Below are 23,153 nucleotides of genomic sequence, written 5' to 3' on the forward strand. Positions count from 1 at the left end.
CGGCGTGCCAGCACCGGTACCGGCGGGAAGTCGAGGAGCGAATGAACAACGAGGACAAACTTCGGGACTACCTGAAGCGGGTCACCGCGGACCTGGTGCAGGCCCGCAAGCGCGCCGAAGACCTGGAGCGGCAGGCCGGCGAGCCGATCGCGATCGTCGGCATGGCCTGCCGCTACCCGGGCGGCGTGCGCTCCCCGGAGGACCTCTGGGAGCTCGCGGTCACCGGCCGGGACGCCATCACCCCGTTCCCGCACGACCGGGGCTGGGACCTGGAATCGTTGTTCGATCTCGACCCCGACCACCCCGGCACCAGCTACACCCGGCAGGGCGGCTTCCTGGATGATCTCGCGGACTTCGACGCGGGATTCTGGGGCATCTCGCCCCGCGAGGCCATCGCGATGGACCCGCAGCAGCGGCTGCTGCTCGAAACGTCGTGGCAGGCCTTGGAGCGGGCGCGGATCGACCCGAACTCGCTGAAGGGCAGCCGCACCGGGGTGTTCGTGGGCCCGAGCGTGACGGACTACGCCGCCCTGCTGGCCCGGTATCCGGCCGGCTTCGAGGGGCTGCTGCTGGGCGGACTGGCCGGGGCCATCATCTCCGGCCGGATCTCCTACCTGCTCGGCCTGGAGGGACCGGCGGTCACCGTCGACACCGGCTGCTCCTCCTCGCTGACCGCGCTGCACCTCGCGGCCGGGGCACTGCGCGCGGGCGACTGCTCGCTGGCCCTGGCCGGCGGTGTGTCGGTACTGGTCACGCCCGGCTCGTTCGTCGAGTTCAGCACCCAGCGCGGGCTGGCTCCGGACGGCCGGTGCAAGTCCTTCGGCGACGCCGCCGACGGCACGTCCTGGGCCGAGGGCGTCGGCATGATCGTGGTCGAGCTGCTCTCCGACGCCCGCCGCAACGGTCACCGGGTGCTCGCCGTGCTACGCGGCTCGGCCATCAACCAGGACGGGGCCTCGAACGGGCTGACCGCGCCCAGCGGCCCGTCCCAGCAGCGGGTGATCCGGGCCGCACTGGCCGCGGCCGGCCTCGACGCCGCCGATGTCGACACTGTCGAGGCGCACGGCACCGGCACCACGCTGGGCGACCCGATCGAGGCGCAGGCGCTGCTGGCCACGTACGGCCGGAGCCGGCCGTCCGGCCGCCCGCTGCTCCTGGGCTCGCTGAAGTCCAACCTGGGCCACAGCCAGTCGGCGGCCGGGGTGGGCGGGCTGATCAAGACGGTGCAGTCGCTGCGGCACGGCGTGCTGGCCAAGACCCTGCACGCCGACCCGCCGTCGACCGAGGTGGACTGGGCGGCCGGCGACATCGAGCTGCTGCACGAGTCGCGGCCGTGGCCGACGACGGGTGACCGGCCCCGGCGGGCGGGCGTCTCCGCCTTCGGCATCGGCGGCACCAACGCCCACGTCATCCTGGAAGCCGTATCCGACGACGGCGGCGGGCGGGAGGGCGACGGCGTCCCGCACCGTACCCTCGCGGCTGTTCCGTGGCCGGTCTCCGGCCGTACTCCCGCCGCTCTGCGCGCACAGGCCGTACGGCTGGCGGCCTTCCTGACGAGCCGTGACGAGCCGGCCGATCCGGTCGACGTCGGATACTCGCTGGCCACCACCCGCGCCGCGCTGGAGAACCGGGGCGTGATCGTCGCCGCCGACCGCGACGGCCTGCTGGCCGGGCTCACCGCGCTGGCCGAGGGCGGGCCCGACGCCAGGGTCACCACGGGAGCGACCGTACGCGGCAGGCTCGCCTTCCTGTTCACCGGGCAAGGGGCGCAGCAGCCCGGCATGGGCCGCGAACTCTACGCGGAACAGCCTGTGTTCACCGACGCCTTCGACGCGGTCTGTGCGCACCTCGACAAGCCGCTCGGCCACTCACTGCGCGACCTGACGTTCGCGGAGGAGGATCCGGAGGGGCTGCTGGACCGCACGGGCTTCGCCCAGCCCGCGCTCTTCGCCGTCGAGGTCGCCCTGTTCCGGCTCGTCGAGTCGTGGGGCGTACGCCCGGACTTCGTCGCCGGGCACTCCATCGGCGAGATCACGGCCGCGCACGTGGCCGGGATCCTGTCGCTCGACGACGCGTGCACGCTGGTCGCGGCCCGGGCGGCACTGATGCAGAACATGGCCCCCGGCGGCACGATGGTCGCCGTCCGAGCGGCCGAGGAAGACATCCTGCCCCTGCTGGACGGGCTCGCCGGCCTGGTCTCCGTGGCCGCCGTGAACGGCCCCGCCTCCGTGGTGCTCTCCGGTGACCGGAAGACGCTCACCGAACTGACGAGGACGCTGACGGACAAGGGCCTGCGCCCGCGCGAGCTACGGGTGAGCCACGCGTTCCACTCGCCGCGGATGGAGCCGATGCTGGGCGACTTCCGGGCCGCGATCGAGGGGCTGACCTACCATCCGCCGCGCATCCCGATCGTGCCGCTGGCGCCCGGCGAGGCGGACCGGGGCGAGCGGATGCGCAACGCCGACTACTGGGTCACCCAGGTCCGGGCGGCGGTCCGGTTCCACGACGGCGTCGTACAGCTGGCCGAGGCCGACGTCGCCACTTTCCTGGAGCTGGGCCCGGGCGGGGTGCTCGCCGCCCTGGGCCGGGACTGCCTGCCGCCCGTCGGGCCGGACGTGCCCGAGCGGGTCTTCGTGCCGGCGCTGCGTACGGGCCGGACCGAGTCGGCCGCGCTGCTGGACGCGGCTGCCGCCCTGTTCGTACGTGGTCTGCCGATCGACTGGCGTGCCGTGTACGCGGGCACCGGCGCCGCCCAGCTGGACCTGCCGACATACGCCTTCCAGCGCCGCCGCTACTGGCTGGTCGACCACCTGCCGCCCGGCGCGAGCCTGATGGCGAGTCAGGGCATCGCCGCCGGGGCGGGCGCACCGGTGCCGGACGCCGTCATGGCCGAGGCGGTCACCGACGCGCCGTCCGTACGCAGCAGGCTCGCCGGCCGCCCGCGCGAGGAGTGGGACGAGATCCTGCTCGCCGAGGTCCGCGACCAGGTGGCGCAGTTGATGGGCTACGGCACCCCCGACGAGGTGGATGCCGGCCGGGGCTTCGCCGAGCTGGGTTTCGACTCGCTGACCGCGACCTGGCTCAATCAGCGGCTGGCCATCGTCACCGGGCTGGACCTGCCCCGCGCCCTGGTCGTCGACCAGCCGACCCCGTACGCGGTCGCCAAGCATCTGGCCGAACGGCTCGCCGAGCTCGACGACCTCGAACCGCCGCCCGCCGCACCTGCCGTACCCGCCACACCGTCGCACGTACCGGCGACCCCGGCACGTCCCGCCGCCGACCCGCTGCCGGACCTGTTCGCCCAGGCCTGCGCGCAAGGTCAGGTGCGCGACGGGCTGGACCTGCTCGCCGTCGCCGCCCGACTGAGGGTGAGCGCCGGACCGCCGCCCATGCGGGAACCGGTGCGCTTCTCCCAGGGCCACGGCGGCCGGACCCTGGTCTGCATCCCGTCCGTGGTCGCGCCCTCCAACGTCTACCAGTACTCCCGGATGGCCGTGGCCCTGCGCGCCGGGCACGACATGACCGTGCTGCCGCTGACCGGTTACGCCGACGGCGAGCCCCTGCCCACGACCCGGGCCGACCTGGTCACCGCGGTCGCCGAGGCGGTACGAGGCAGTGTGCGGGGGCCGTACGTCCTGATCGGATACTCCTCCGGAGGCTGGATCGCGCACGAGGCGGCTGACCGGCTCAACGCCCTTGACGCCGGGCCGGAGTCGCTCGTACTGCTGGACAGCCACGTGCCCGGCAGCGCCGGTCTGGCGGAGATCCAGTTCGGCCTGCTCGGCGACGCGTACGCGGAATGGACGGCGACGCAGCCGCTGCGCGGCGCCGAACTCACCGCCATGGCCCACCACTTGCAGATGTTCGAGGACTGGGCTCCGGCCGACATCGGCGTGCCCACCCTGCTGTTGCGCGCCACCGAGCGGATGGACGGCCCAAGGAGTGCCGGCGAGCAGTGGCAGGCCCGGTGGGGACCCGGCCACGACGCCGTGGACGTGCCCGGCAACCACCTGAGCATGGTCGACGACCATGCCGCGACCACCGCCACGGCGATCAGCGACTGGCTGGCCCGGCCGCCCGCGCAGCCCCAGCAAGCAGGCCCGACCACGAAGGAAGTGTCATGAGCGAAGCAGCGAGCGAGGTCGACCTGCTCAGCCGGAACTTCACCCAGAACCCCTACCTGACCTACCGGAGCATGCGCGAACAGGGCGGCGCCGAACGGCTCATCATCAAGACCCTCGGCGCCGGACTGCACGCCTGGCTGGTCACCGGCTACGAGGACGCCCGCCGGCTGCTGGCCGATCCGCGGCTGTCCAAGGACGCGGCCGCCGTGGGCCGGACGATCGAGGTGCACAAGGTCGAGGAGGGCCAGGGCGGCGGCGCGATCAGCTCGGAGAGCATGCTGTTCAGCGACCCGCCGGACCACACGCGGCTGCGGCGCCTGTTCGGCAAGGCGTTCACCATGCGCCGCGTGGAGAGCCTGCGGCCGTGGATCGAGGAGATCACCGAGACGCTGCTCGACGAGGTGAAGCCGGGGGAGGAGATCGACCTCGTCGACCGGATCGCGATGACCGTCCCGATCTCGGTGATCGGCGACCTGCTCGGTGTGCCCCGCTCCGGCCACGGCGACCTGCGCGAGTGGAACAGGCTGCTGACCGGTGTGGACACCGGCCCGGCCGAGAAGTACCAGGCGTACATGGCGTCTCTGGAGTACATCAAGTCGCTGGTGGCGGACAAGCGCGCGCACGCCGGGCGCGACGACGACCTCATCACCGCGCTGCTCGAACTCGACGGCGACGACGTGTTCACCGACGCGGAGATCCTCTCCACGGTCTTCCTGGTGATGAACGCCGGCTACGAGACCACCGCCAACCTGATCAGCAGCGGCGTGTACGCCCTGCTGGACCATCCCGATCAGCAGCAACTGCTGCGCGAAGGACCTGAGTTGATCCCCGGCGCGGTCGAGGAGTTCCTGCGCTACGAGGCCCCGCTGAACCTGTCCACCCTGCGCTGCACCGCCGAGGCGGTGACCGTCGGCGACACCACGATCCCGGCCGGCGAGCTCGTGTTCATCGCTCTGGGTTCGGCCAACCGCGACCCGGAGCGGTTCCCCGAGCCGGACCGGCTGGACGTCACCCGGGCGGCGAGCGGCCACGTCGCCTTCGGACACGGGATCCATCACTGCGTCGGGGCGCCGCTCGCCCGGATGGAGGGCGAGATCGTGCTCGGCGCGTTGCTGCGCAGGTTCCCGCGCTGGCGGGCCGCCGCGCCGCTGGACGAGCTGGCCTGGCGCTACAGCCTGCAGTTCCGCGGCCTGGAACGGCTGCCGGTGCTGCTCGACCGGACCGCGGACTGACCCGGCCGGACCAAACGAGAACGGAGAACACGATGACCGAGGACGCCATCGCGCGTTTCCTGCGCACCAGTCAGGCGGGCGACATCGAGGCCGCGGTGGACTGCTTCGCCGACGACGGCGTGTGGATCACCCCGGACGGCTCGGAGCCCGGCACCACCTACCGCAAGAACGAGATCGGTGACCTGATCGTCAAGCTCAACGGCCTGCACGAACAGCTGCTGGCGCAGGACATCGACGGCCGCTTCGAGGACCCGGTCCCGTTCGGCGACGGTGAGTACCTCGTGCGGTGGACGCTGCAGTCGGGTGACGGCAAGGTCCACGCCCGCGGTATCGACCTCTTCGTCCTGCGCGACGACCGGATCGTCGTCAAGGACGTCTACCGCAAGGCCTGACCCGACCCAGCGAAGGAGCAGCACGATGATCGACAGCTTCGAGGAACTGACCGAGACGGCCGTCCACGTCGAGAACACCATCGAGGACTACGACGACCCGCAGGTGGGGCAGAGCGGCTCGTACACCCACGAGTTGTTCGACAAGGACGGCAAGAAGATCGCCACGACGACCGGCGGCTTCCGCATCATGATGCGCCGGGAGTCCGACGACCAGCTGATGGCCTATCTGACCAACGACATCGTGCTGGAGGACGGCTCCGGCTCGGTGCGCATCCAGGGCTGGATCGACTGGGGTTCGCTCTTCTCCGGCCAGTGGGTCTACTACCCGGGCGTCGGCACCGGCGGCCGGTTCCTCGGCAAGACGGGCTTCATGGGCTGGCGCCCGTTCGCGCCCGGCGAGGGCGGCGCCGAGGTCAAGCTCATCATGTTCGCCACCCCCATGTGAGGAGGGACCGTCATGGAGGCACACCGCGAACTGCGCGTCGCGGTGGTCGGAGGCGGTCTCGGCGGCCTCACCCTGGCCATCGCGTTGCACGGGCACGGGATCACGGCCACCGTCTTCGAACAGGCGGCCGAGCTGCGGGAGATCGGCGCCGGAGTGGCGCTCTCCGGCAATGCCACCCGGCTGCTGCAGAGCCTCGGTCTCGGCCCCGCGCTGGCCGAGGCCGCGGTGGTGCCGAGCGAACTGGTCTTCCGTGACGGGTTCGACGGCACCCGGCTCGTCGCGCACCCCATCGGCCTCGACGGCGCCTACCACGAGCGTTTCGGAGCGCCGTACTACTGCGTCCAACGCATCGACCTGCAACGCACCCTGGCCGGCGCGACAGGCGACACCGCGCTGCGCCTCGGCGAGCGCGTCACCGGACTGCGCACGGGCGGCCGCGGCGGCGCCCTGGTGGTCGAGACGGCCGCCGGCACGGAGTTCGAGGCCGACATCGTGGTAGGTGCCGACGGCGTGCACTCGACCGTACGGTCCTGGGTGACGGCCGAGCAGCCCCCGCTCTACACGGGAACCAGCGGCTTTCGCGGTCTGGTCCCGATCGGCCGCATGCCGGCGATGCCGGACCCGCAGGCCCTGCAGTTCTGGGTCGGACCTGCCGCGCATGTGCTGCACTACCCGGTCGGCGGCGACCTGGTGAACTTCCTCGCCGTCCTGGACGGGCCGGCCGGCTGGCCCGACGGCTCCGGCCCGGTGGCGGCCGAGCCGGGCCAACTGGCGGGCTCCTTCGCAAGCTGGCACCCGGCCGTGGTGGAAATGCTCGGCGCGGTGCCGCAGAGCGTGCGGTGGGGCCTGCTGAGCCAGCCGCCGGTGCGCTGCTGGAGCCGGGACCGCGCGGTGCTCATCGGCGATGCCGTGCACGCCATGCTGCCGCACCACGGCCAGGGCGCCAACCAGACCATCGAGGACGCCGTCGTGCTGGCGGGCTGCCTCGCCGGAGCCACCCGCGACTCCTACCGGGAAGCGTTCGCCCGCTACCACCGGCTGCGCCGCGCCCGCACCCGGCTCGTCCAGCGAAGTTCCCTGCTCGCTTCGGATCTGCTGCACCTGCCCGTCGGCCCCGCCGCACGAAGCCGGAACGAGGAGCTCAAGCGGTTCCCCGACACGTTCGGCTGGATCCACGAATACGACGCGCGGACGGGCGGCACGCCGGCCGGCGCGGCCCGGCCTCACGAAGGAGTACGAGGAGTGTCATGAGGTCCTACGCGGAAATCTCCTACGGAACCGAGAAGCTGGGCTCGCGCTCCCTGCTCTCGGCGGTCATGCGACTGGCACGGGCCGGGCTGTTCGAGGACTACGTGGTCTACGAGCGCAACGGCGTCTGGGCGTTCGCAGGCGGCGCGCTGACCACGGTCACGCTGGACGCCGAGAACGTGCGGACGGTCACCGGGGCGGGCGAGTCCGCGACGCCGTGGACGGGCTCGTCGAGCGCCGCACTGGGGGCCGCGCTGGAGGCTTCCGCGCCGGTCGCGAACTGGACGGCGTACGGCTACCTCATGTTCGAGTTCGCGGCCCTGCTCCCGGCCCTGGCGACGCGTGGAGCCGTCCCGGTCGAGGGCGAGCTGGCCCGGATGATCGTACCCCGGGTCGAGGTGCTGATCGACGAGCGCGGCGTCGTCAGCCGCGCCTGGGACGCCGCCGACAACGAGCGCATACGCGAGATCCTGGAGGACGTGGCGGAGCCGCCCCGGCCCGTCGTCAGCGCGGTCGACATCCGGACCGACGAGGGCGGCTACCGCGAGCGGGTCGCCCAGGCGGTCAAGGAGATCCGTCTGGGCCAGTACCAGAAAGTGATCCTCTCCCGCACGGTAGACGTCCCGTTCGAGCTGGACTTCGCCGCCACCTACGAGCTGGGCCGCGAGAGCAACAACCCGGCACGCTCCTTCCTGCTGCGGCTCGGTTCGTGGGAGTCGGCCGGCTTCAGCCCCGAGGTGGTGCTCACCGTCGACGAGACCGGGCAGGTGATGACGCAGCCGCTGGCCGGCACCCGCGCCTTCGGCCGGGGTGCCGGCAACGACGCCGAGGCCCGCCGGGTCCTGGAGTCGGATCCGAAGGAGATCTACGAGCACGCGGTGTCGGTCCGGACGTCCCAGGAAGAGCTGCGCCGGGTCTGCCGCCCCGGGACCGTCGCCGTGCGGGACTTCATGGACATCAAGGAGCGCGGCAGCGTGCAGCACCTCGCCTCGCTGGTGAGCGGCACACTCGGCGCGACGCACACGCCGTGGGACGCGCTGGAGGCGGTCTTCCCTGCGGTGACGGCCTCGGGCGTCCCCAAACGCGAGTCGCTGGACGCCATCGTGCGGCTGGACGAGACGCGCCGCGGCCTCTACTCCGGCGCGGTGCTGACCTTCACCCATGACGGCGCCCTCGACGCCGCCCTCGTGTTGCGGGCCATGTACGGCCAGGAGGGGCGCGCCTGGCTGCGGGCCGGCGCCGGCATCGTCACCGACTCGATGCCCGACCGGGAGTTCGAGGAGACCTGCGAGAAGCTCTCCAGCGTCGCGCCCTACCTGGTGCGCAGCCAGGGCTGAGCGGTTCGCCGGCGATTTCACCACTGGAACCGAGGAGATCGATGACGCTCTGTCTAGTCCTGTCCGGCGGATTCTCGTTCGCGCCGGCCGGCATCGAGCTGTACGAGAGGTATCCCGAGGTGCGGCAGGCCTGCGCCGAGGTCGGGGAGTGGACCGGGACGAGCTTCCCCGCGCTGCTGGAGGAGGACTTCACCACCCGTCCCGAGAGGCGGTCGGAGGCCCAGTTCCGTCAGATCGCGCTCTCCTTCGGCGTCGCGGACGTGCTCTTCCGGATGGGCGTACGGCCGCGGGCGATCGGCGGAGTGAGCCTCGGCGAGATGATCGGCGCCGCGCTCACCGGCTCGATCAGCCGGCAGGAGCTCTGCGAGATCCTCCTCTACAGCGACAAGAACGTGCCCGACACCCCGCCGGACGGCCGTGAACTCGCCTTCGGCGGCCTGATGCTGCCGGCCGGCGAGGACGAGCAGTTCTACGTCGGCGACCACCACCCGGACATTCACGTCGGCGCCAACAACTTCGGCACGCTCGCCGACGGTTCCCGCATCCTGATGATCTCCGGCTACCGCGAGGATCTGGCGGCGCTGGCAGAGGAGCTCGAGAAGACCCCGGACCGGCCCGGGACCGTACAGGTCTATCCGGGCTGGGGCGCGCTGCACTGCCCCCTGAACCAGTACATCAAGGACGTCATGGCGCCGTATCTCGCCACGGTGGACTTCCGCGATCCGCAGCTGCCGCTCTTCTCCGGGCGGGTGCCGGGCCGAGTGGACGCGGCCGGGGTGCGCGCCGACTTCGTCGAGAACTACACCAGTTACGTCAGCGTCACCTTCCTGCACTCCGAACTGACCAAGTTCGGCGCGCGGTTGGGGATCACCCTCGCCTCCGGCACGGCACCGGAGATGAACCGGTACCCGTTCCCGGTGGTCCAGGTGCAGACCCCCGACGACCTGGAGGAGGCGATGTCGACGATGTTCGAGCTGGGAGTGGACTTCCGGTGATCGATTACGGCAAGGCCGTGGACGACTGGCTGGCACGGGACCGCGACGAGTGGACCCGCTATGTGCTGCGCCGGCACTTCGACCCGCAGAGCGGCAGCCCCTACTGGCTCAGCCGGCTGCCCGAGCTGTCCTTCGACCCGCTGGAGATCACCGGGTACGACGGGTTGGTCGCCTTCGGGCCGTTCCCGCTGGAGGTACTGCGCAGCCAGGACCCCGCGCAGATGGTGCCGCAGTCGGTGCCCCGGCCGCTGCGCGGCAAGATCTGGGAGACCGGCGGAACCACCGGCTCGCCCTGCCGGGTCTTCCACACCAAGAACATGCTCGACCACCGAGCCGCCTACCGCCGCCGGTTGTGGGAGAGCGGTGGCTTCGCCGCCGACCGGGCCTGGTTGCACGCCGGCCCGAGCGGGCCGCACCTGTTCGGCCACAGCGCCTACGAGCTCGCGGACCACTTCGCCTCGGTCGTCTACACCATCGACATGGACCCGCGCTGGGTGAAGCGGATGACCCGGGCAGGCCGAGCGGGCGACGCCGCCGAGTACACCGACCACCTCATCGAGCAGATCGCCGACGTGCTCGGCACCTTCCACGTCGACTACCTGTCCACCACAGCGGCGCTGTTGCAGTTCCTGATCGGCAAGCGGCCCGACCTGGTCGCCGAACTCGACGGGGTGACACTGACCGGCACACACATCACCCCGGACATGTACCGCGGGTTCGTCGCCGCGCTCGACGGCGGTCTCGTGCAGTACCAGTACGGCAACACGCTGGGCAACAGCGGCGGCCTGCCCGCCCGCGACGACGGCGACCTGATGCCGTGCGTCCCGAACTACCCGCAGGTCAACCACGACGTGGTGGACATCCGCGACTGGCGCCGCGTGGTGCCGTACGGCGAGGTCGGCCAGGTGCGGATGACCGCGCTGCACGAAGACCTCTTCCTGCCCAACATCCTCGAGCGGGACCAGGCCGTCCGCTTCGACACACAGGGGTCATGGCCGACCGACGGCGTCGCGAACGTGCAGCCGCTGCACCGGTTGCGTGCGACCCCCGAGGGCATCTACTGAAACCGACGAGAGAGGTATTCCGACATGGAGGGCACCGCCCAGACCGGCGGCCCGGGCATCCGGGCCGTCGACTCACCCATGGGCAAGACCTGGGTGATCACCGGCTACGACCTCGCACTGCGGGTCTTCGGTGACTCCGACACCTTCGCCAACGCGGTGTTCCGGTCGAAGTTCCTGGCCGTGGGCCAGGTGCCCCGGACGGAGCCGGACGGCACCCCGACGCAGACCCTGGCGTCCGACCCGCCGATCCACACCCGGATCCGGCGGCTGGTCTCGAACGCCTTCACCGCGCGCCGGGTCGAGTCGATGCGCCCGGGCATGGAGAAGCTGGCCACCGAGCTGATCCAGAAGATGCTGGACGCGGGCCCGGGCGCCGACCTCTACCCAGCGCTGGCGTTGCCGCTCCCCAGCACGATCATCTGCCGGCTGCTCGGCGTGCCGGAGAGCGACGTCCCGGCGTTCCGCGGCTGGTCCGACACGCTCGTCCAGACCGCGGACACCGCCGACCTCGACACCGTACGTGCCGCGAAGAACGCCATGGAGGAATATTTCACGGAGCTGATCGCGCTGCGCCAGCGGGAGCCGGAGGACAGCCTGCTCAGCGAGCTCATCCACAAGCGCGACACGGACGACGCGCTGACCACGTCGGAGTTGCAGGGGCTGGCCCAGGTGATCCTGCTGGCCGGTCTGGAGACCACGGTCAACCAGATAGGCGTCGGTGTGGTCTGGCTGCTCAGCCGCCCCGAGCACTGGGAACGGACGGTGGCCGACCCCGGCCTGATCCCGGCCACGGTCGAGGAACTGCTGCGGATCGAGCCGGTCGCCGGTGACGGGCTGCCCGGTGTGCCGCGCTACACCACCCGCGCGGTCGAGCTGGGCGGTCACACCATCCCGTCGGACACCATCATCTGGGTGGACACGGCGCAGGCGAACCTGGACGAGGCCAAGTTCGCCTGCCCGCACGCGTTCGACCTGAACCGGGGCGCGAACCAGCACCTGGCCTTCGGCCACGGCATCCACCACTGCCTCGGCGCACACCTCGCCCGGGTACAGGTGCAGACCGTGTTCGCCAAACTGGTGGAGATGGTTCCGGCACTGCGACTGGCCGTCGATCCGGGCGAGCTGACGATCACGTCCGGTACGGCGGTTCGCGGCTACCGGCACATTCCCGTGGCGTGGTGACGTGGACTACGACCCCGACCTGCGCGACCACGGGCTGCCGCACGACCCCCTGAAGGCGCTGATCGTGCCCCGGCCGATCGGCTGGATGTCCACCCAGGACCAGTTCGGGGTGGTGAACCTCGCCCCGTACAGCTACTTCAACCTGATCGCGGAGCACCCGGCGTACGTGATGTTCTCCTCGGCCGGCCGCAAGGACAGCCAGATGAACGCGGAGGAGACCGGGGAATTCGTCTGCAACCTGGTCACCGAGGACCTCGTCGATCTGGCGGTGGCCTGCTCCGAGCCGTTTCCGCACCATGTCAGCGAGCCGGAGACGGTGGGGGTCGCGATGCGGCCGTCCAAGAAGGTGGCCCCGCCGTCCGTGGCGGCGGCCAGGGCAAGCCTCGAATGCCGCTACCTGCGCACCATCGAACTGCCCGGCGTGGACGGCAGACCGAACCGGAACAGCGTCGTCATCGGCCACGTCGTGCACGTACACATCGACGACGCGATGATCGAGGACGGCATCGTACGGGCGGAGCGCTTCGGCCCGGTGGGCCGGCTCGGCTATCTCGGCTACGCCACCGTACGGGAGGCGGTGACCAGGCGGCGCCCCGTGCGGGAATTCGACTGAGTGGCTGTCGTCATGCCGGGTGCGCCCTGGCGGTCGCGGCGTTCCGGGCCGGTGCCGCCGTCCGAAGCGCCGTGACGGCGTCACACTGCTGAACGGGGCATGCGCGCTGCGCAGTTGGCCGAACAGTCGCAGGAAGTTCAGGCCGGCCTGTGCGCGTGCGCGTACTCGGTGGGTGTCTGGCCGTAGTGCTTCTTGAAGGCCCGGGTGAAGTGGCTGGTGTCCGCGAACTGCCAGTGGGCGGCGAGTTCCGAGACGCTCAGCCGGCCGGACTGCGCGGTGAGAGCGCGCCTGGCCTCTTCCAGCCGCCGGCGGCGGATGTAGGCGGTCGGTGACTCTCCCGATGTGGCGAAGGCCCGCTGGAGGGTGCGGACGGAGACCTTGAGTTCGCGCGCCAGCATCCTGGGGGTGAGCTCGGGGTCGGCGAGATGGCGGTCGGAGAGTTCTTTCGCCGCCTGGGCGAGTGCCGGGACCAGCAGGGGCTCCGCATCGTCGAAACGCCGCCAGGCCACCGCTTTGGCCAGTTCGATCAGGGTGCTGTGGGCAGCGTGGACGCCGGCCGGATCGAGGTCGGCGATGGTGGCGTGGACCATGTTCGCATGGGCCGTCAGGAGGCGTACTTCAGCGGTGTCCGCCGGTCCGGCGATGCTCCGGTTCCCGAGCAGCGGCGCGAGCGGCTCGGGGGGAAGGACGAGGAGCTCCGCAGTGGTGTGCGGCACCGCCTCGAAGTGAAACGGCCGGCCGACGTGCCGGAGGAGGAACTGCCCGGCCGGTACGGTCTGTTCGCTGCGCTCGGGCCCACCCAGCATCCATGCGCCGCGCCGCACCACATGCAGCCACACCTGTTCGTCGCACCCTCCCGCAGGGGCCGCGGTCCGGAGGGTGGACGCGATGTGGATATCGGTGATCGCCACGTCACACAGTCTGGCGACGCGGGTCCTGGCCCGGAGGTCGGCGGTCGTGTCCGGAGTGAAGTTCGGCAGCGGGAAGGCAGCGCCGACCTGCGTCTCCCACGCGTCACGGAAGGCGTCGTAACCTCGCGGTACCGCGCCGGGGACGGTGGAGTCCAGGGAGAACGCCCCACGCGAGCCGTCCGGCACCCCCGCGGCACCGTTCAGCACCGTGCCGCCGGCTTCCACGGCTCCCGGTGTGCCGAGGGTGTCACCGGTGTCGTAGTGACAGGATCCGCTTCGGCCGAGGCAGCACTGCCCTGGATCGGGTAATCGACGGCTTCGGCACCACTCGACCGCCCTTGCCCTGTGATCGGCACCCATGAAGTACTCCCGTCGCACATCGCGTCTTCGTCAATGGCAGGCGACCCGTCGTTCGTGGATTCGGGGGACGGTGGCATGAACGTATCTGCTTCTACGGACGGTGACGGTGCGGAGCCTGCGGCCGGTTTCACCCGGGGGTGCCGCTGGCGTCGCCGCAGTGTAGTCATCCGTGCCAGGTCCCTGACCTGCGCCGGGTGGTACTTTGGTCATTCACCTACATTTATTTCTCCGGCGCTTTCTGGTGGCGCTTATATTCCACACGGATGACGCTGTGGTTCAAGCGTGTACCGCGCCGGCCTGCCTACGCTGCGACGGATACAAGCGGCCCGGGTTCCGCTCCGGCCCGATACGTACCAGGTCCGACCGGCCACCACCACAAGGACTGTCTGATGAAGCAGGTTCCTCGGTCACGGTCAACCGTGGTCCCTTCCTCGGCGAAACGGCGGCTCGACTCCTTGGCGGCGCCGCGTGAGGGCGGGTTCGGTGACGGATGTGGTCACCGCAGAGCGTCCCGTACGTTTCCGAGTGACCCGCGCGACGCGGCCCGGTAACCATCACCTCATCAAGCTCGAAGCCCGGAACGCCTTCGACTTCAGGAACCGAGAGAACCAGCGTCTCGAAGAGCTGCATTCCATGCCCGGGTATCTGATCGCGTCCGAAGAAGGTGAGGTCAGTTCTCATGATCGAGCGTGAAGCAGAATTTGCTGAATTAAATGCTGCATTTGACGAATCGATTTCTGTGGGAGTGCGCGTCGTCGTGGTCCATGGCGCCGCGGCGAACGGGAAGACGGCCCTGATCGACAATTTCGCCTGCCGGGTCCGCGCCGTCGGAGCACGGCTGCTGCGAGCCAGCGGGGCGCCGACCGAAAGGGCTCTCTCCCTGGGCATTGTGCGCCAGTTGCTCGCCGGCGAGACCTTCGACGGCGGTACGGCGGCCGCCGTCGGCCAACTCCTCGACCACCGGATGCTCGCCGACGCGGCGACGGACGGAGTGAGCCGCTCCCGGGTGCTCGACGGGCTGGCGGCACCCGTCCTGCAACTGGCCGAGCAGCGCCCCGTGGTGATCGCCATCGACGACGCGCAGCACCTGGACGCGTTCTCCCAGCAGTGGCTCGTCTACCTCACCCGCCGGGCCGGGGCGGCCCGGCTCCTGATCGTCCTCGGCTGGCGTGACGACATCGAGACGACCCCGGCCAACCATCGGCTGCTCTACACCGACCTCTACCCACAGGCCCACTGCCGGCGCCTGGAGCTGACCGCGCTGTCCCCTGCCGGGGTCACCGAGTTGCTGGCCGAGCGTCTGGACGAGACCGCGGCGGTGGCCCTGGCGGCCAACGTGCACGCGTTCACCGGCGGCAACCCGCTGCTGGTCCGTGCCTTCGCGGGGGACACCCGGGCGGCCCGCCGGGACAGCCGCGACGCCCCCGCCGTCATCCCGGTCGCCGGGGACGAGGTCGAACGGGCGGTGCTGATCGTGCTGCACCGGTGCGACCCGGTGACGGTGCGGGTCGCGGCCGGCATCGCGGTGATCGACGATTCCTCGCGGCCCGCGCTGGTCCGGCTCACGGGCGTCGCGCCGGACCGGGTCGCCGCGGCCACGGATGTGCTCGCCCGGATCGGCCTGGTGAACGCCGGCCGGATGCGGCACCGGGCGTTCGCCACCACCGTGCTGAACGCCCTGTCCGCTGCCGAACGGGCCGAACTGCACTGGCGTGCCGTCGAGCTTCTGAAGGCGAACGGCGCGGACACGCTCAGCATCGCGCGGCACCTGCTGGCCTCCGGCCGCCTCGACGATGCCCGGGCGGTGCCGATCCTGGTCGAGGGGGCCGAACAGGCGCTGGCCGAGCGCCGCGTGAGGCGGGCGATCGAACTGCTGCGGCTGGCCTACCAGGTGGACGGCGACGAGCGGCGGCGGGTCAGGATCCTGGCCTCGTTGCTGCGGGCGGAGTGGCGGGTCAACCCGGCCTGCTCGGCCAGTCATCTCCCCGAGCTGACCGAGGCGGTGCTCAACGGCCGCCTGGGGGGCGGGGACGCGGTGATGACGATCATGTTCTTGGCGATCCAGGGCCGGGTGGCGGACGCGGGCGCCGCGCTCTCGCGGGTCGCCGCCACGTCGCTGCCCGGCTCCCGGTCCACCGGGGAGTTCGAGATGCTCCGGATCTGGCTGACCGTCATGTACCCGGGCATCTTCCGGGGCGCGGACACCGAGGCCGTGGAGACCGGCTCGTCGGCCACGCCCGCCGTCAGCATCGGGCACCGTATGCTCGACCACTTCAAGAACACCCTCGGCGAGTGGCCCACCAAAGAGAGCCTGGTCCACGCCGACCAGGTGCTCCGGTACCAGCCGCTGAACGACGTGAGCCTGCTCCCGCTGGTCCTCGCGCTTCATACGCTGCTCCACGCCGGCCGGCTGGACGAGGCCGAGCAGCGCTGCCAGGCGCTGATGCAGTCCTGCCTCACCGAGCAGGCGCCCACCCGGCACGCGTGGTTCTGCGGCGTGGCCGCCGAGATAGCCCTGCACCGGGGTTCCCTCGACGCCGCGGAGACGCACGCGTTCACCGCGCTGGAGCTCGTCCCCGTCGCCGAGTGGGGGGTGCTCGCGGGCTTCCCGGTGAGCACCTTGCTGACGGCACAGACGCTGCTGGGCAAGCACGACGAGGCCGCTCGTACGCTCACCCTGCGCGTGCCCGACGTGATGTTCGAGACGCCGTCCGGCCTGTTCTACCTGCTCGCGCGAGGCCGCTACTACATCGAGTGCGGGTTACCGGAGGCCGCCGTGGACGACTTCCGGGCCGTCGGCGACCTGCTGGAGCAGTGGGGTCTGGAGCTGGCCGGGATACTGCCGTGGCGCGCCGAGCTCGCCGCGGCCTACCTGCAGCTCGGTGACCGCGACGCCGCCGCGCGCTACGCGCAGGATCAGCTGCGCCGGATGCGGCCCGGCCACCTGCGGGCGCGAGGACGTACGCTCGGGGTGCTGGCTGCGACGCGCGAGCTGCGCCTCCGGCCGCCGGTGCTGCGTGAGGCGGTGGACGTCCTGCACCGCAGTGGTGACAGGTTCGAGCTGGTGAGCGCGTTGACCGCCCTGCACCATGTCTACACCCAGCTGGGCCAGACCGGCCGCGCCCGGTCGGTTGCGCGCAAGGCCAACAGCATCGCGCAGTCCTGCCATGCCGAACGGGCCGTGACGTCGGAGGCCGTGCCGAACGCCATGCAGGACACCGCGGCCGACATGCTCAGCGACGCGGAGCGGCGGGTCGCCGAGCTCGCGGCGAAGGGGCACACCAACCGTGAGATCGCCGGCAAGCTCTACGTCACCGCCAGCACGGTGGAGCAGCACCTGACCCGGATCTACCGCAAGCTGGGCATCGTCTCCCGCCAGCACCTGCAGTCCCGGCTGGGACCCGAGCTGGCCTTCCCGGGCCCCGTCGAGATGTGAGCCGTCACTTCTCCTGGCGTACGCCTTCCATCAGGAAGGTGAGCATCCGGGTGCTGCTGTCGAGGATGTCGCCGCGCTTGAAGGCCAGCGTGATGCCGGTGACCAGGATGAGCAGCTCGTCGAGGGTGATGTCGGGCCGGATGGCGCCGGCCCGCTGCGCCCGCTCGAACAGCGGCCGGCCTGCCGAGCGGATCGCGTCGTGGCAGGCGGCCAGCAGGGGAGAGTCGTCGTCATCGACCACGGCCACCAGGGCGCTCGCCAGGCCGCGCTTGGCGGTGGCGTGGCGGATGAACGCGCGCAGCCACGAGACCAGGGCCTCGGCGGGGTCGCTCGCCTCCTCCAGCTCCTTGCCGGCCGCCTGAAGGGCCTCCACTTCGGTCCAGTAGATCGCCTCCAACAGCGCCTGCCGGGTGGGGAAGTGGCGGTACAGCGTGGCGTTGCCGACCCCCGCCCGCTTCGCGATCTCGTCCAGCGGTGCGTAGGGCCCGTGGGCGGTCAGCACCTCGTCCGCGGCGGCCAGGAGTTTCTCCCGGTTGCGGCGGGCGTCGACCCGCCGCGCAGAGCGTTCCTGCCCCTCGCTCGCTGCGCTCCTGCGTGGCATGGCACCTCCGGCGTTGCAAACGGGGACTGTCCCCGATACCGTTCTCCGGGGACAGTCCCCACTTTACATCTTCGGCCTGTTTCCTCACCTGCCGGTCTCGTCCGCATGACCCAGGCCCGGTTGCGCGGTGCCCCGCAGGGCGGGCAAGCAAAAGGAGAGCAAATGTCGCAGACCGCCTCCACGGAGGCACAGACCATCGGCCCGACCGGGATGACCCCGCGGGCATTCGTGCTTCTGCTGTGCGCCATGATCGTGGGCCTGTTGCTCGGTGCGCTCGATCAGACGGTCGTCGTCACGGCCCTGCGCACCATCGCCGACCAACTGCACGGCCAGGCCGAGCAGGCCTGGGTGACCACGTCGTTCCTGGTCACGTCGACGATCTCGATGGCGCTGTACGGCAAACTGTCCGACATGTACGGGCGCAAGCCCCTCTACGTCGCCGCCATCGTGATCTTCCTGGTCGGCTCGCTGGCCTCCACCGCGGCGCAGTCGTTGTGGGAACTGTCCGCCTTCCGCGCCCTGCAGGGCATCGGCGCCGGCGGTGTCATGTCGCTGCCGATGGTCATCCTCAGCGACATCGTGTCGCCCCGCGAGCGCGGCAAATACACCGGATACATCTTCAGTGTGTTCGGTGTGGCCAGCGTGATCGGCCCGCCGATCGGCGGCGCGTTCGCCGGACTGCACTCGTTCCTCGGCGTGGCAGGCTGGCGCTGGATCTTCCTCGTCAACATCCCGCTGGGCCTGGCCGCCCTCGCCATCGTCGTGAAGGCGCTGAACGTCCCGCACCAGCGCGTGGAGCGCAAGATCGACATCTGGGGCGTCCTCACCCTGATCATCGGCGTGGTGCCCATCCTGGTCGTCGCCGAACAGGGCAGCGGCTGGGGCTGGACCTCGGCCCGTTCGCTTTCGCTGTTCGCCCTCGCGGTCGTCGGCCTGATCGCCTTCGTGCTGATCGAGATCCGGATGGGCATGAACGCGCTGATCCCGATGCGGCTGTTCCGGAACGGGGTGGTCAGCGTCAGCAACGTGTTGAACTTCGTCCTCGGCTTCGGCAGCTTCGGCGGCTTCCTGCTGCCGCCGCTCTACCTCCAGATCGTCCTGGGCAAGAGCCCCACCCAGTCCGGCCTGCTGCTGGTGCCGTGGATGCTGGCCACGATGGCCGGCTCGATCGGCGCCGGCCGCACGATGGCGAAGCTCGGCCGCTACAAGGCGGTCACCGTGATCGGCTTCGGCCTTTCCATGGTCGCCATGTTCCTGTTCGCCACCGTCAAGCCGGACACCTCGATGACGGTGCTCATCCTCATCATGATCCTGATGGGCCTGGGCTTCGGCATGTGTCTGCAACCGCTGATGCTGGCCGTACAGAATGTGGTGCCTCCGCAGGAGATCGGCGTGGCCACCGGCACCACCCGGTTCTCCCAGCAGATGGGCGGCACGATCGGCTCCGCCACGCTGCTGTCCATCACGTTCAACGTCGTGGTGGGCAAGGCCGTGACGGCCTATCAGAATGCACGCACCACACCCGAGTTCATCGCGGCGATGCACGACCGGCAGGTGCAGGCGAACCCGGCCAACAAGGCGGTGATCGACGCCTTCGTGAACGGGAAGGGCCAACTGTCCCTGAATGACACGTCGTTCCTCGCCCACCTCGACCCGCGCATCGCCAAGCCGCTCCTGCTCGGCTTCTCGCAGGCCATCGACTACTCGTTCCTGATCTGCGGGTTCGTCATGGTGGTCGCGTTCATCCTGGTCTTCTGGCTGAAGTCGGTTCCGCTGTCGATGATGTCCGGGCTCCAGGCCCGCGCCAAGCAGGAGGCCGGCGCCGGAGCCCAGGGCGACGCCCCGGACCCGGCATAGACCCCGCACGGCGAGACCGGACACCACACAGACCGCAGCACAGGCCGCAACACCCCCCGGATGCCGGATGGGTCATCGATTCGATGGCCCATCCGGCTGTTCCTGTCGCAGGGCAGGGGCTACCCGAAGCCCCCTAGCACCCCCCTAAGAATCCGTACGAGCCGACCGGCCGGCAGTAGCGTCGGGCGCGAAGAACATTCGGCCGGCCCACCGGACCCTTCACCGCCGTCCGCGAGTCGGCGATTTCCCGAAGGAGTCCTCCATGGTTCGTACCCAAACCACGACCTCCGCCGCCGGCACCGCCGCGACAAAGGCCTTCCGCGAGCGCACGGCCGACGGCCGGCCCGGCGTCTCGGCAGAGCGGGTCAGTGCGTTCGCCGGGGACGTGCTCGATCGGGTGCGGCAGGCACTGCGCGACCACAACATGACCTATTCCGAGTACCAGGCCGCCAAGCAGTGGCTGATCGACCTCGGCGAGGCCGGGGAGTGGCCGCTGTTCCTGGACGTCTTCGTCGAGTATGTCGTCGAGGACATGCACAACGCTCGCCGCGAGGGCTCGAAGGGCAGCATCCTCGGCCCGTACTACCTGCCCGGCCAGAAGACGCTGCCCGCCACGGCGACGCTGCCGATGCGCCCCGACGAGAAGGGCACCCCGCTCGTCTTCGAGGGCCAGGTGCGCGACCTGACCGGCAGTCCGGTGCCCGGCGCGGTACTGGACGTCTGGCAGGCCGACGACGACGGCTTCTACTCCGGCTTCGCCCCGGGCATCCCGGAGGGCAATCTGCGCGGCGTCGTCACCGCCGACGACGAGGGCCGGTTCGCCATCACCACCGTGCGCCCCGCGCCCTACCAGATTCCCGTCGACGGCCCCACGGGCGCCCTCATCAACGCCGCGGACTGGCACGCCTGGCGACCCGCGCACCTGCACCTGATCATCAACGCGTCCGGCTTCCGCACCATCACCACCCAGCTCTACTTCGCCGGCGGCCAGTGGCTGAACAGCGACGTCGCTCAGGCCACCAAGCCCGAGCTGATCCTCGCCCCGAGGCCCGACGCGACCGGCACGCTGCGGGTCACCCACGACTTCGTGCTCGACAAGAGTGCCGCAGACGCGTGACACTCCGCACCAGGACCGCCTGAACATACGCAAACGGCCTTCAGCTCTCCGGGACCCTGGATCCGACCACTTGCCCGACGCGCATCGCGGGCCCGGCCGGCCGAACAGGACGGCGCCGCCGACCGGCTGCTGCGAGTGATGCCGGACTGGCCGAGGGAGGCCGGCCCAAGGCCGTGGGAGGCCCGGCCAAGGTCGTGGCAGGCTGGCTCAAGGCCGTGGGGCCGGCCGCGCATCGACGCCACGAATGCGCCGGCCACGCCGATTCCGGCTGCACCTCCTAGGCACACGGCGACCGGGCCCAGCATGTGCACGGCACCACGCTGCCCGGCCCGGTCGTCGCCGACAACAGCAGCCAGACGAGTGCAGGTTCGGGCTTCGACAAGGCGGCCTTCACCATCGACCGGCTAGGGGGCTTAGGGGGTGTCCCGGCTCCGTGCCGATCAAGCACTGTGATCTGGCAGGACGAATCCCTTCGAAAGCCCGCGTCCGCCCCGGCGGACACGCCTCGGAAGGTGGAGCACAGATGACCGAGCAGGAGCCGATTCCCACGGATGACCCCGGCCGCCCGGTCGCGGTGATCGGCCTGTCCTGCCGGTTCCCCATGGCGCCGGGCCCGGAACCGTTCTGGCACCTGCTGCGCGACGGCCGGCACGCGATCCGCCCGGCACCGGACGGGCGCCGTCCGCCCGCAACGGCGAGCACACCGGCTTGGGGCGGCTTCCTCGACGACGTGGACACCTTCGACCCGGCCTTCTTCGGCATGTCGCCGCGGGAAGCCGCTGCCGTCGACCCGCAGCAGCGCCTCATGCTCGAACTCGGCTGGGAGGCCCTCGAACACGCCGGGATCGTGCCGGAGACACTGCGCGGCACCGGACTCGGAGTGTTCGCCGGCGGCTTCTCCGACGACTACGCACACCTTGTGCACCGCAACGGCACCGACGCCGCCACCCGGCACACGATGGCCGGCACCAAGCGGGCCTTCCTCGCCAACAGGCTCTCCCACTTCCTCGGCGCGCACGGCCCCAGCATCAGCGTCGACAGCGCCCAGTCCTCCTCCCTCGTGGCCGTGCACCTCGCCTGCCAGAGCCTGCGCGCGGGGGAGTGCGACATCGCCATGGCCGGCGGCGTCAGCCTCAACCTGGCGTCGGAGTCCACGGTCATCGCCGACCGATGGGGTCCGCTGTCGCCGGACGGCCGCTGCTTCACCTTCGACGCCCGTGCCAACGGGTACGTGCCCGGCGAGGGCGGCGGCGTGGTCGTCCTGAAGACGCTCGCCGACGCGCTCGCCGACGGCGACACGGTGCACTGCGTCATCCGGGGCAGCGCGGTCAACCACGGCGGAGGCAGCGATCCGACCGTCCCGAGCGCACCGGCCCAGGAGGACGTACTGCGCCGGGCGTACGCGCACGCCGGCGTGGACGCCGGCGACCTGCAATACGTGGAACTGCACGGCACCGGCACCCGTGCGGGCGACCCGGTCGAGGCCACCGCCCTGGGAACGGCCCTCGGCGCCGGGCGCCCGGCGGAGCAGCCGCTCGTCGTCGGCTCGGTGAAGACCAACCTGGGCCACCTCGGTGCCGCCGCCGGCATCGCGGGCCTGATCAAAACGATCCTCTGCATCGAACACCGGCAGATCCCGGCCAGCCTGAACTTCGAGACCCCGAACCCGGAAATCCCGTTCGACCGGCTCAACCTGCGGGTGCAGCGGGAGTTCGGCACGTGGAGCCGCCCGGACCGACCGCTGATCGCCGGGGTCAGTTCGTTCGGCATGGGCGGCACCAACTGCCACGTCGTACTTGGCGAGGCCCCGCATGCCGCTCCGGCAGCCGAGGCTGCACAGCCTGTTGAACGTGTTGGATCCGTTGGGGTGCTTCCGTTCGTGGTGTCGGGGCGGACCGAGGACGGGTTGCGTGGGCAGGTTGAGCGTTTGCGGTCGTGGGTCTTGGCGCATGCCGAGGTGAACTTGGCGGATGTGGCGTGGTCCCTGGCGACGAGTCGGGCCGCGCTCGATCATCGGGCGGTGGTTGCTGCCGGTGGCCGTGACGAGTTGCTTTCGGGTCTTGAGGTGCTGTCGGGTGCGGGCAGTGTCCGTGAGGGTCGTCTGGCTTTTGTTTTCACTGGTCAGGGTGCGCAGCGTCGGGGTATGGGGCGGGAGTTGTATGAGGTGTTCCCGGTGTTTGCGCGGGCTTTTGACGCGGTGTGTGAGCAGTTCGGCCCTGGCGTGGGTGAGGCGATTGTG

At 70.7% G+C, this 23,153-nt stretch carries 16 protein-coding genes; 14 read left to right on the forward strand and 2 right to left on the reverse strand.

Translation table 11 applies throughout. From position 1 onward, the window contains the following. Positions 1-41: 41 nt before the first annotated feature. From BIV25_RS31850 to BIV25_RS31895, 10 genes are read left to right on the forward strand one after another with little or no spacing between them, the layout of a single operon-like run. Positions 42-4,124: a type I polyketide synthase gene (locus BIV25_RS31850; RefSeq protein ID WP_071375952.1), complete on the forward strand. Its 4,083-nt coding sequence runs from the start codon at positions 42-44 to the stop codon at positions 4,122-4,124. Continuing rightward, the gene (locus BIV25_RS31855) at positions 4,121-5,356 is read left to right on the forward strand and encodes a cytochrome P450 (protein WP_071375953.1); all 1,236 of its coding nucleotides are present in this window, start codon (positions 4,121-4,123) and stop codon (positions 5,354-5,356) included. The genes BIV25_RS31850 and BIV25_RS31855 overlap by 4 nt, the downstream gene beginning before the upstream one ends. 32 nt (positions 5,357-5,388) lie before the next feature. Further along, positions 5,389-5,748: a nuclear transport factor 2 family protein gene (locus BIV25_RS31860; protein WP_071375954.1), complete on the forward strand. Its 360-nt coding sequence runs from the start codon at positions 5,389-5,391 to the stop codon at positions 5,746-5,748. A 25-nt stretch (positions 5,749-5,773) separates the two neighbouring features. Beyond that, entirely contained in the window at positions 5,774-6,193 is a 420-nt protein-coding gene (locus BIV25_RS31865) for a hypothetical protein (protein ID WP_071375955.1), read from the forward strand. Between the two features lie 12 nt (positions 6,194-6,205). After that, entirely contained in the window at positions 6,206-7,444 is a 1,239-nt protein-coding gene (locus tag BIV25_RS31870; RefSeq protein WP_071375956.1) for an FAD-dependent monooxygenase, read from the forward strand. Then, the gene (locus tag BIV25_RS31875; protein ID WP_071375957.1) at positions 7,441-8,778 is read left to right on the forward strand and encodes a salicylate synthase; all 1,338 of its coding nucleotides are present in this window, start codon (positions 7,441-7,443) and stop codon (positions 8,776-8,778) included. Before BIV25_RS31870 ends, BIV25_RS31875 begins: the two co-directional genes overlap by 4 nt. Before the next feature lie 41 nt (positions 8,779-8,819). After that, positions 8,820-9,773 carry a hypothetical protein gene (locus tag BIV25_RS31880; protein WP_071375958.1) on the forward strand — a complete coding sequence of 318 codons (954 nt, stop codon included), beginning with the start codon at positions 8,820-8,822 and terminating at the stop codon, positions 9,771-9,773. Then, a complete protein-coding gene (locus tag BIV25_RS31885) occupies positions 9,770-10,837 on the forward strand; it encodes an arylcarboxylate reductase (protein WP_071375959.1) in 1,068 nt (355 codons plus the stop codon). Before BIV25_RS31880 ends, BIV25_RS31885 begins: the two co-directional genes overlap by 4 nt. A 24-nt stretch (positions 10,838-10,861) precedes the next feature. After that, positions 10,862-12,019, forward strand: a complete 1,158-nt coding sequence (locus tag BIV25_RS31890) for a cytochrome P450 (RefSeq protein WP_071375960.1) — start codon at positions 10,862-10,864, stop codon at positions 12,017-12,019. Position 12,020: 1 nt separating this feature from the next. After that, entirely contained in the window at positions 12,021-12,632 is a 612-nt protein-coding gene (locus BIV25_RS31895) for a flavin reductase family protein (protein WP_071375961.1), read from the forward strand. Between the two features lie 137 nt (positions 12,633-12,769). Here the strand turns inward: BIV25_RS31895 and BIV25_RS31900 are convergent, their stop codons facing one another. Further along, positions 12,770-13,768, reverse strand: a complete 999-nt coding sequence (locus tag BIV25_RS31900; RefSeq protein ID WP_256256378.1) for a helix-turn-helix domain-containing protein — start codon at positions 13,766-13,768, stop codon at positions 12,770-12,772. A gap of 814 nt (positions 13,769-14,582) precedes the next feature. Between BIV25_RS31900 and BIV25_RS31905 the strand changes: the two genes are divergently transcribed. Further along, on the forward strand, positions 14,583-17,339 hold the full coding sequence (locus BIV25_RS31905) for a LuxR family transcriptional regulator (RefSeq protein ID WP_071375962.1): 2,757 nt from the start codon (positions 14,583-14,585) through the stop codon (positions 17,337-17,339). A gap of 4 nt (positions 17,340-17,343) precedes the next feature. Here BIV25_RS31905 and BIV25_RS31910 read toward each other — a convergent pair whose 3' ends face one another. After that, a complete protein-coding gene (locus BIV25_RS31910; RefSeq protein WP_071375963.1) occupies positions 17,344-17,940 on the reverse strand; it encodes a TetR/AcrR family transcriptional regulator in 597 nt (198 codons plus the stop codon). Between the two features lie 162 nt (positions 17,941-18,102). On the opposite strand from BIV25_RS31910, the gene BIV25_RS31915 reads away from it, so the two are divergent. The 3 genes from BIV25_RS31915 to BIV25_RS31925 all read left to right on the forward strand — a co-directional run. Next, positions 18,103-19,797: an MDR family MFS transporter gene (locus tag BIV25_RS31915; protein ID WP_071375964.1), complete on the forward strand. Its 1,695-nt coding sequence runs from the start codon at positions 18,103-18,105 to the stop codon at positions 19,795-19,797. Between the two features lie 262 nt (positions 19,798-20,059). Next, the gene (locus BIV25_RS31920; RefSeq protein ID WP_071375965.1) at positions 20,060-20,914 is read left to right on the forward strand and encodes a dioxygenase; all 855 of its coding nucleotides are present in this window, start codon (positions 20,060-20,062) and stop codon (positions 20,912-20,914) included. Between the two features lie 523 nt (positions 20,915-21,437). Continuing rightward, the coding region (locus tag BIV25_RS31925) for a type I polyketide synthase (RefSeq protein WP_143076730.1) at positions 21,438-23,153 on the forward strand (1,716 nt) is incomplete at its 3' end.

Origin of the sequence: Streptomyces sp. MUSC 14, from assembly GCF_001866675.1 — a bacterium.
GTDB lineage: Bacteria > Actinomycetota > Actinomycetes > Streptomycetales > Streptomycetaceae > Streptomyces.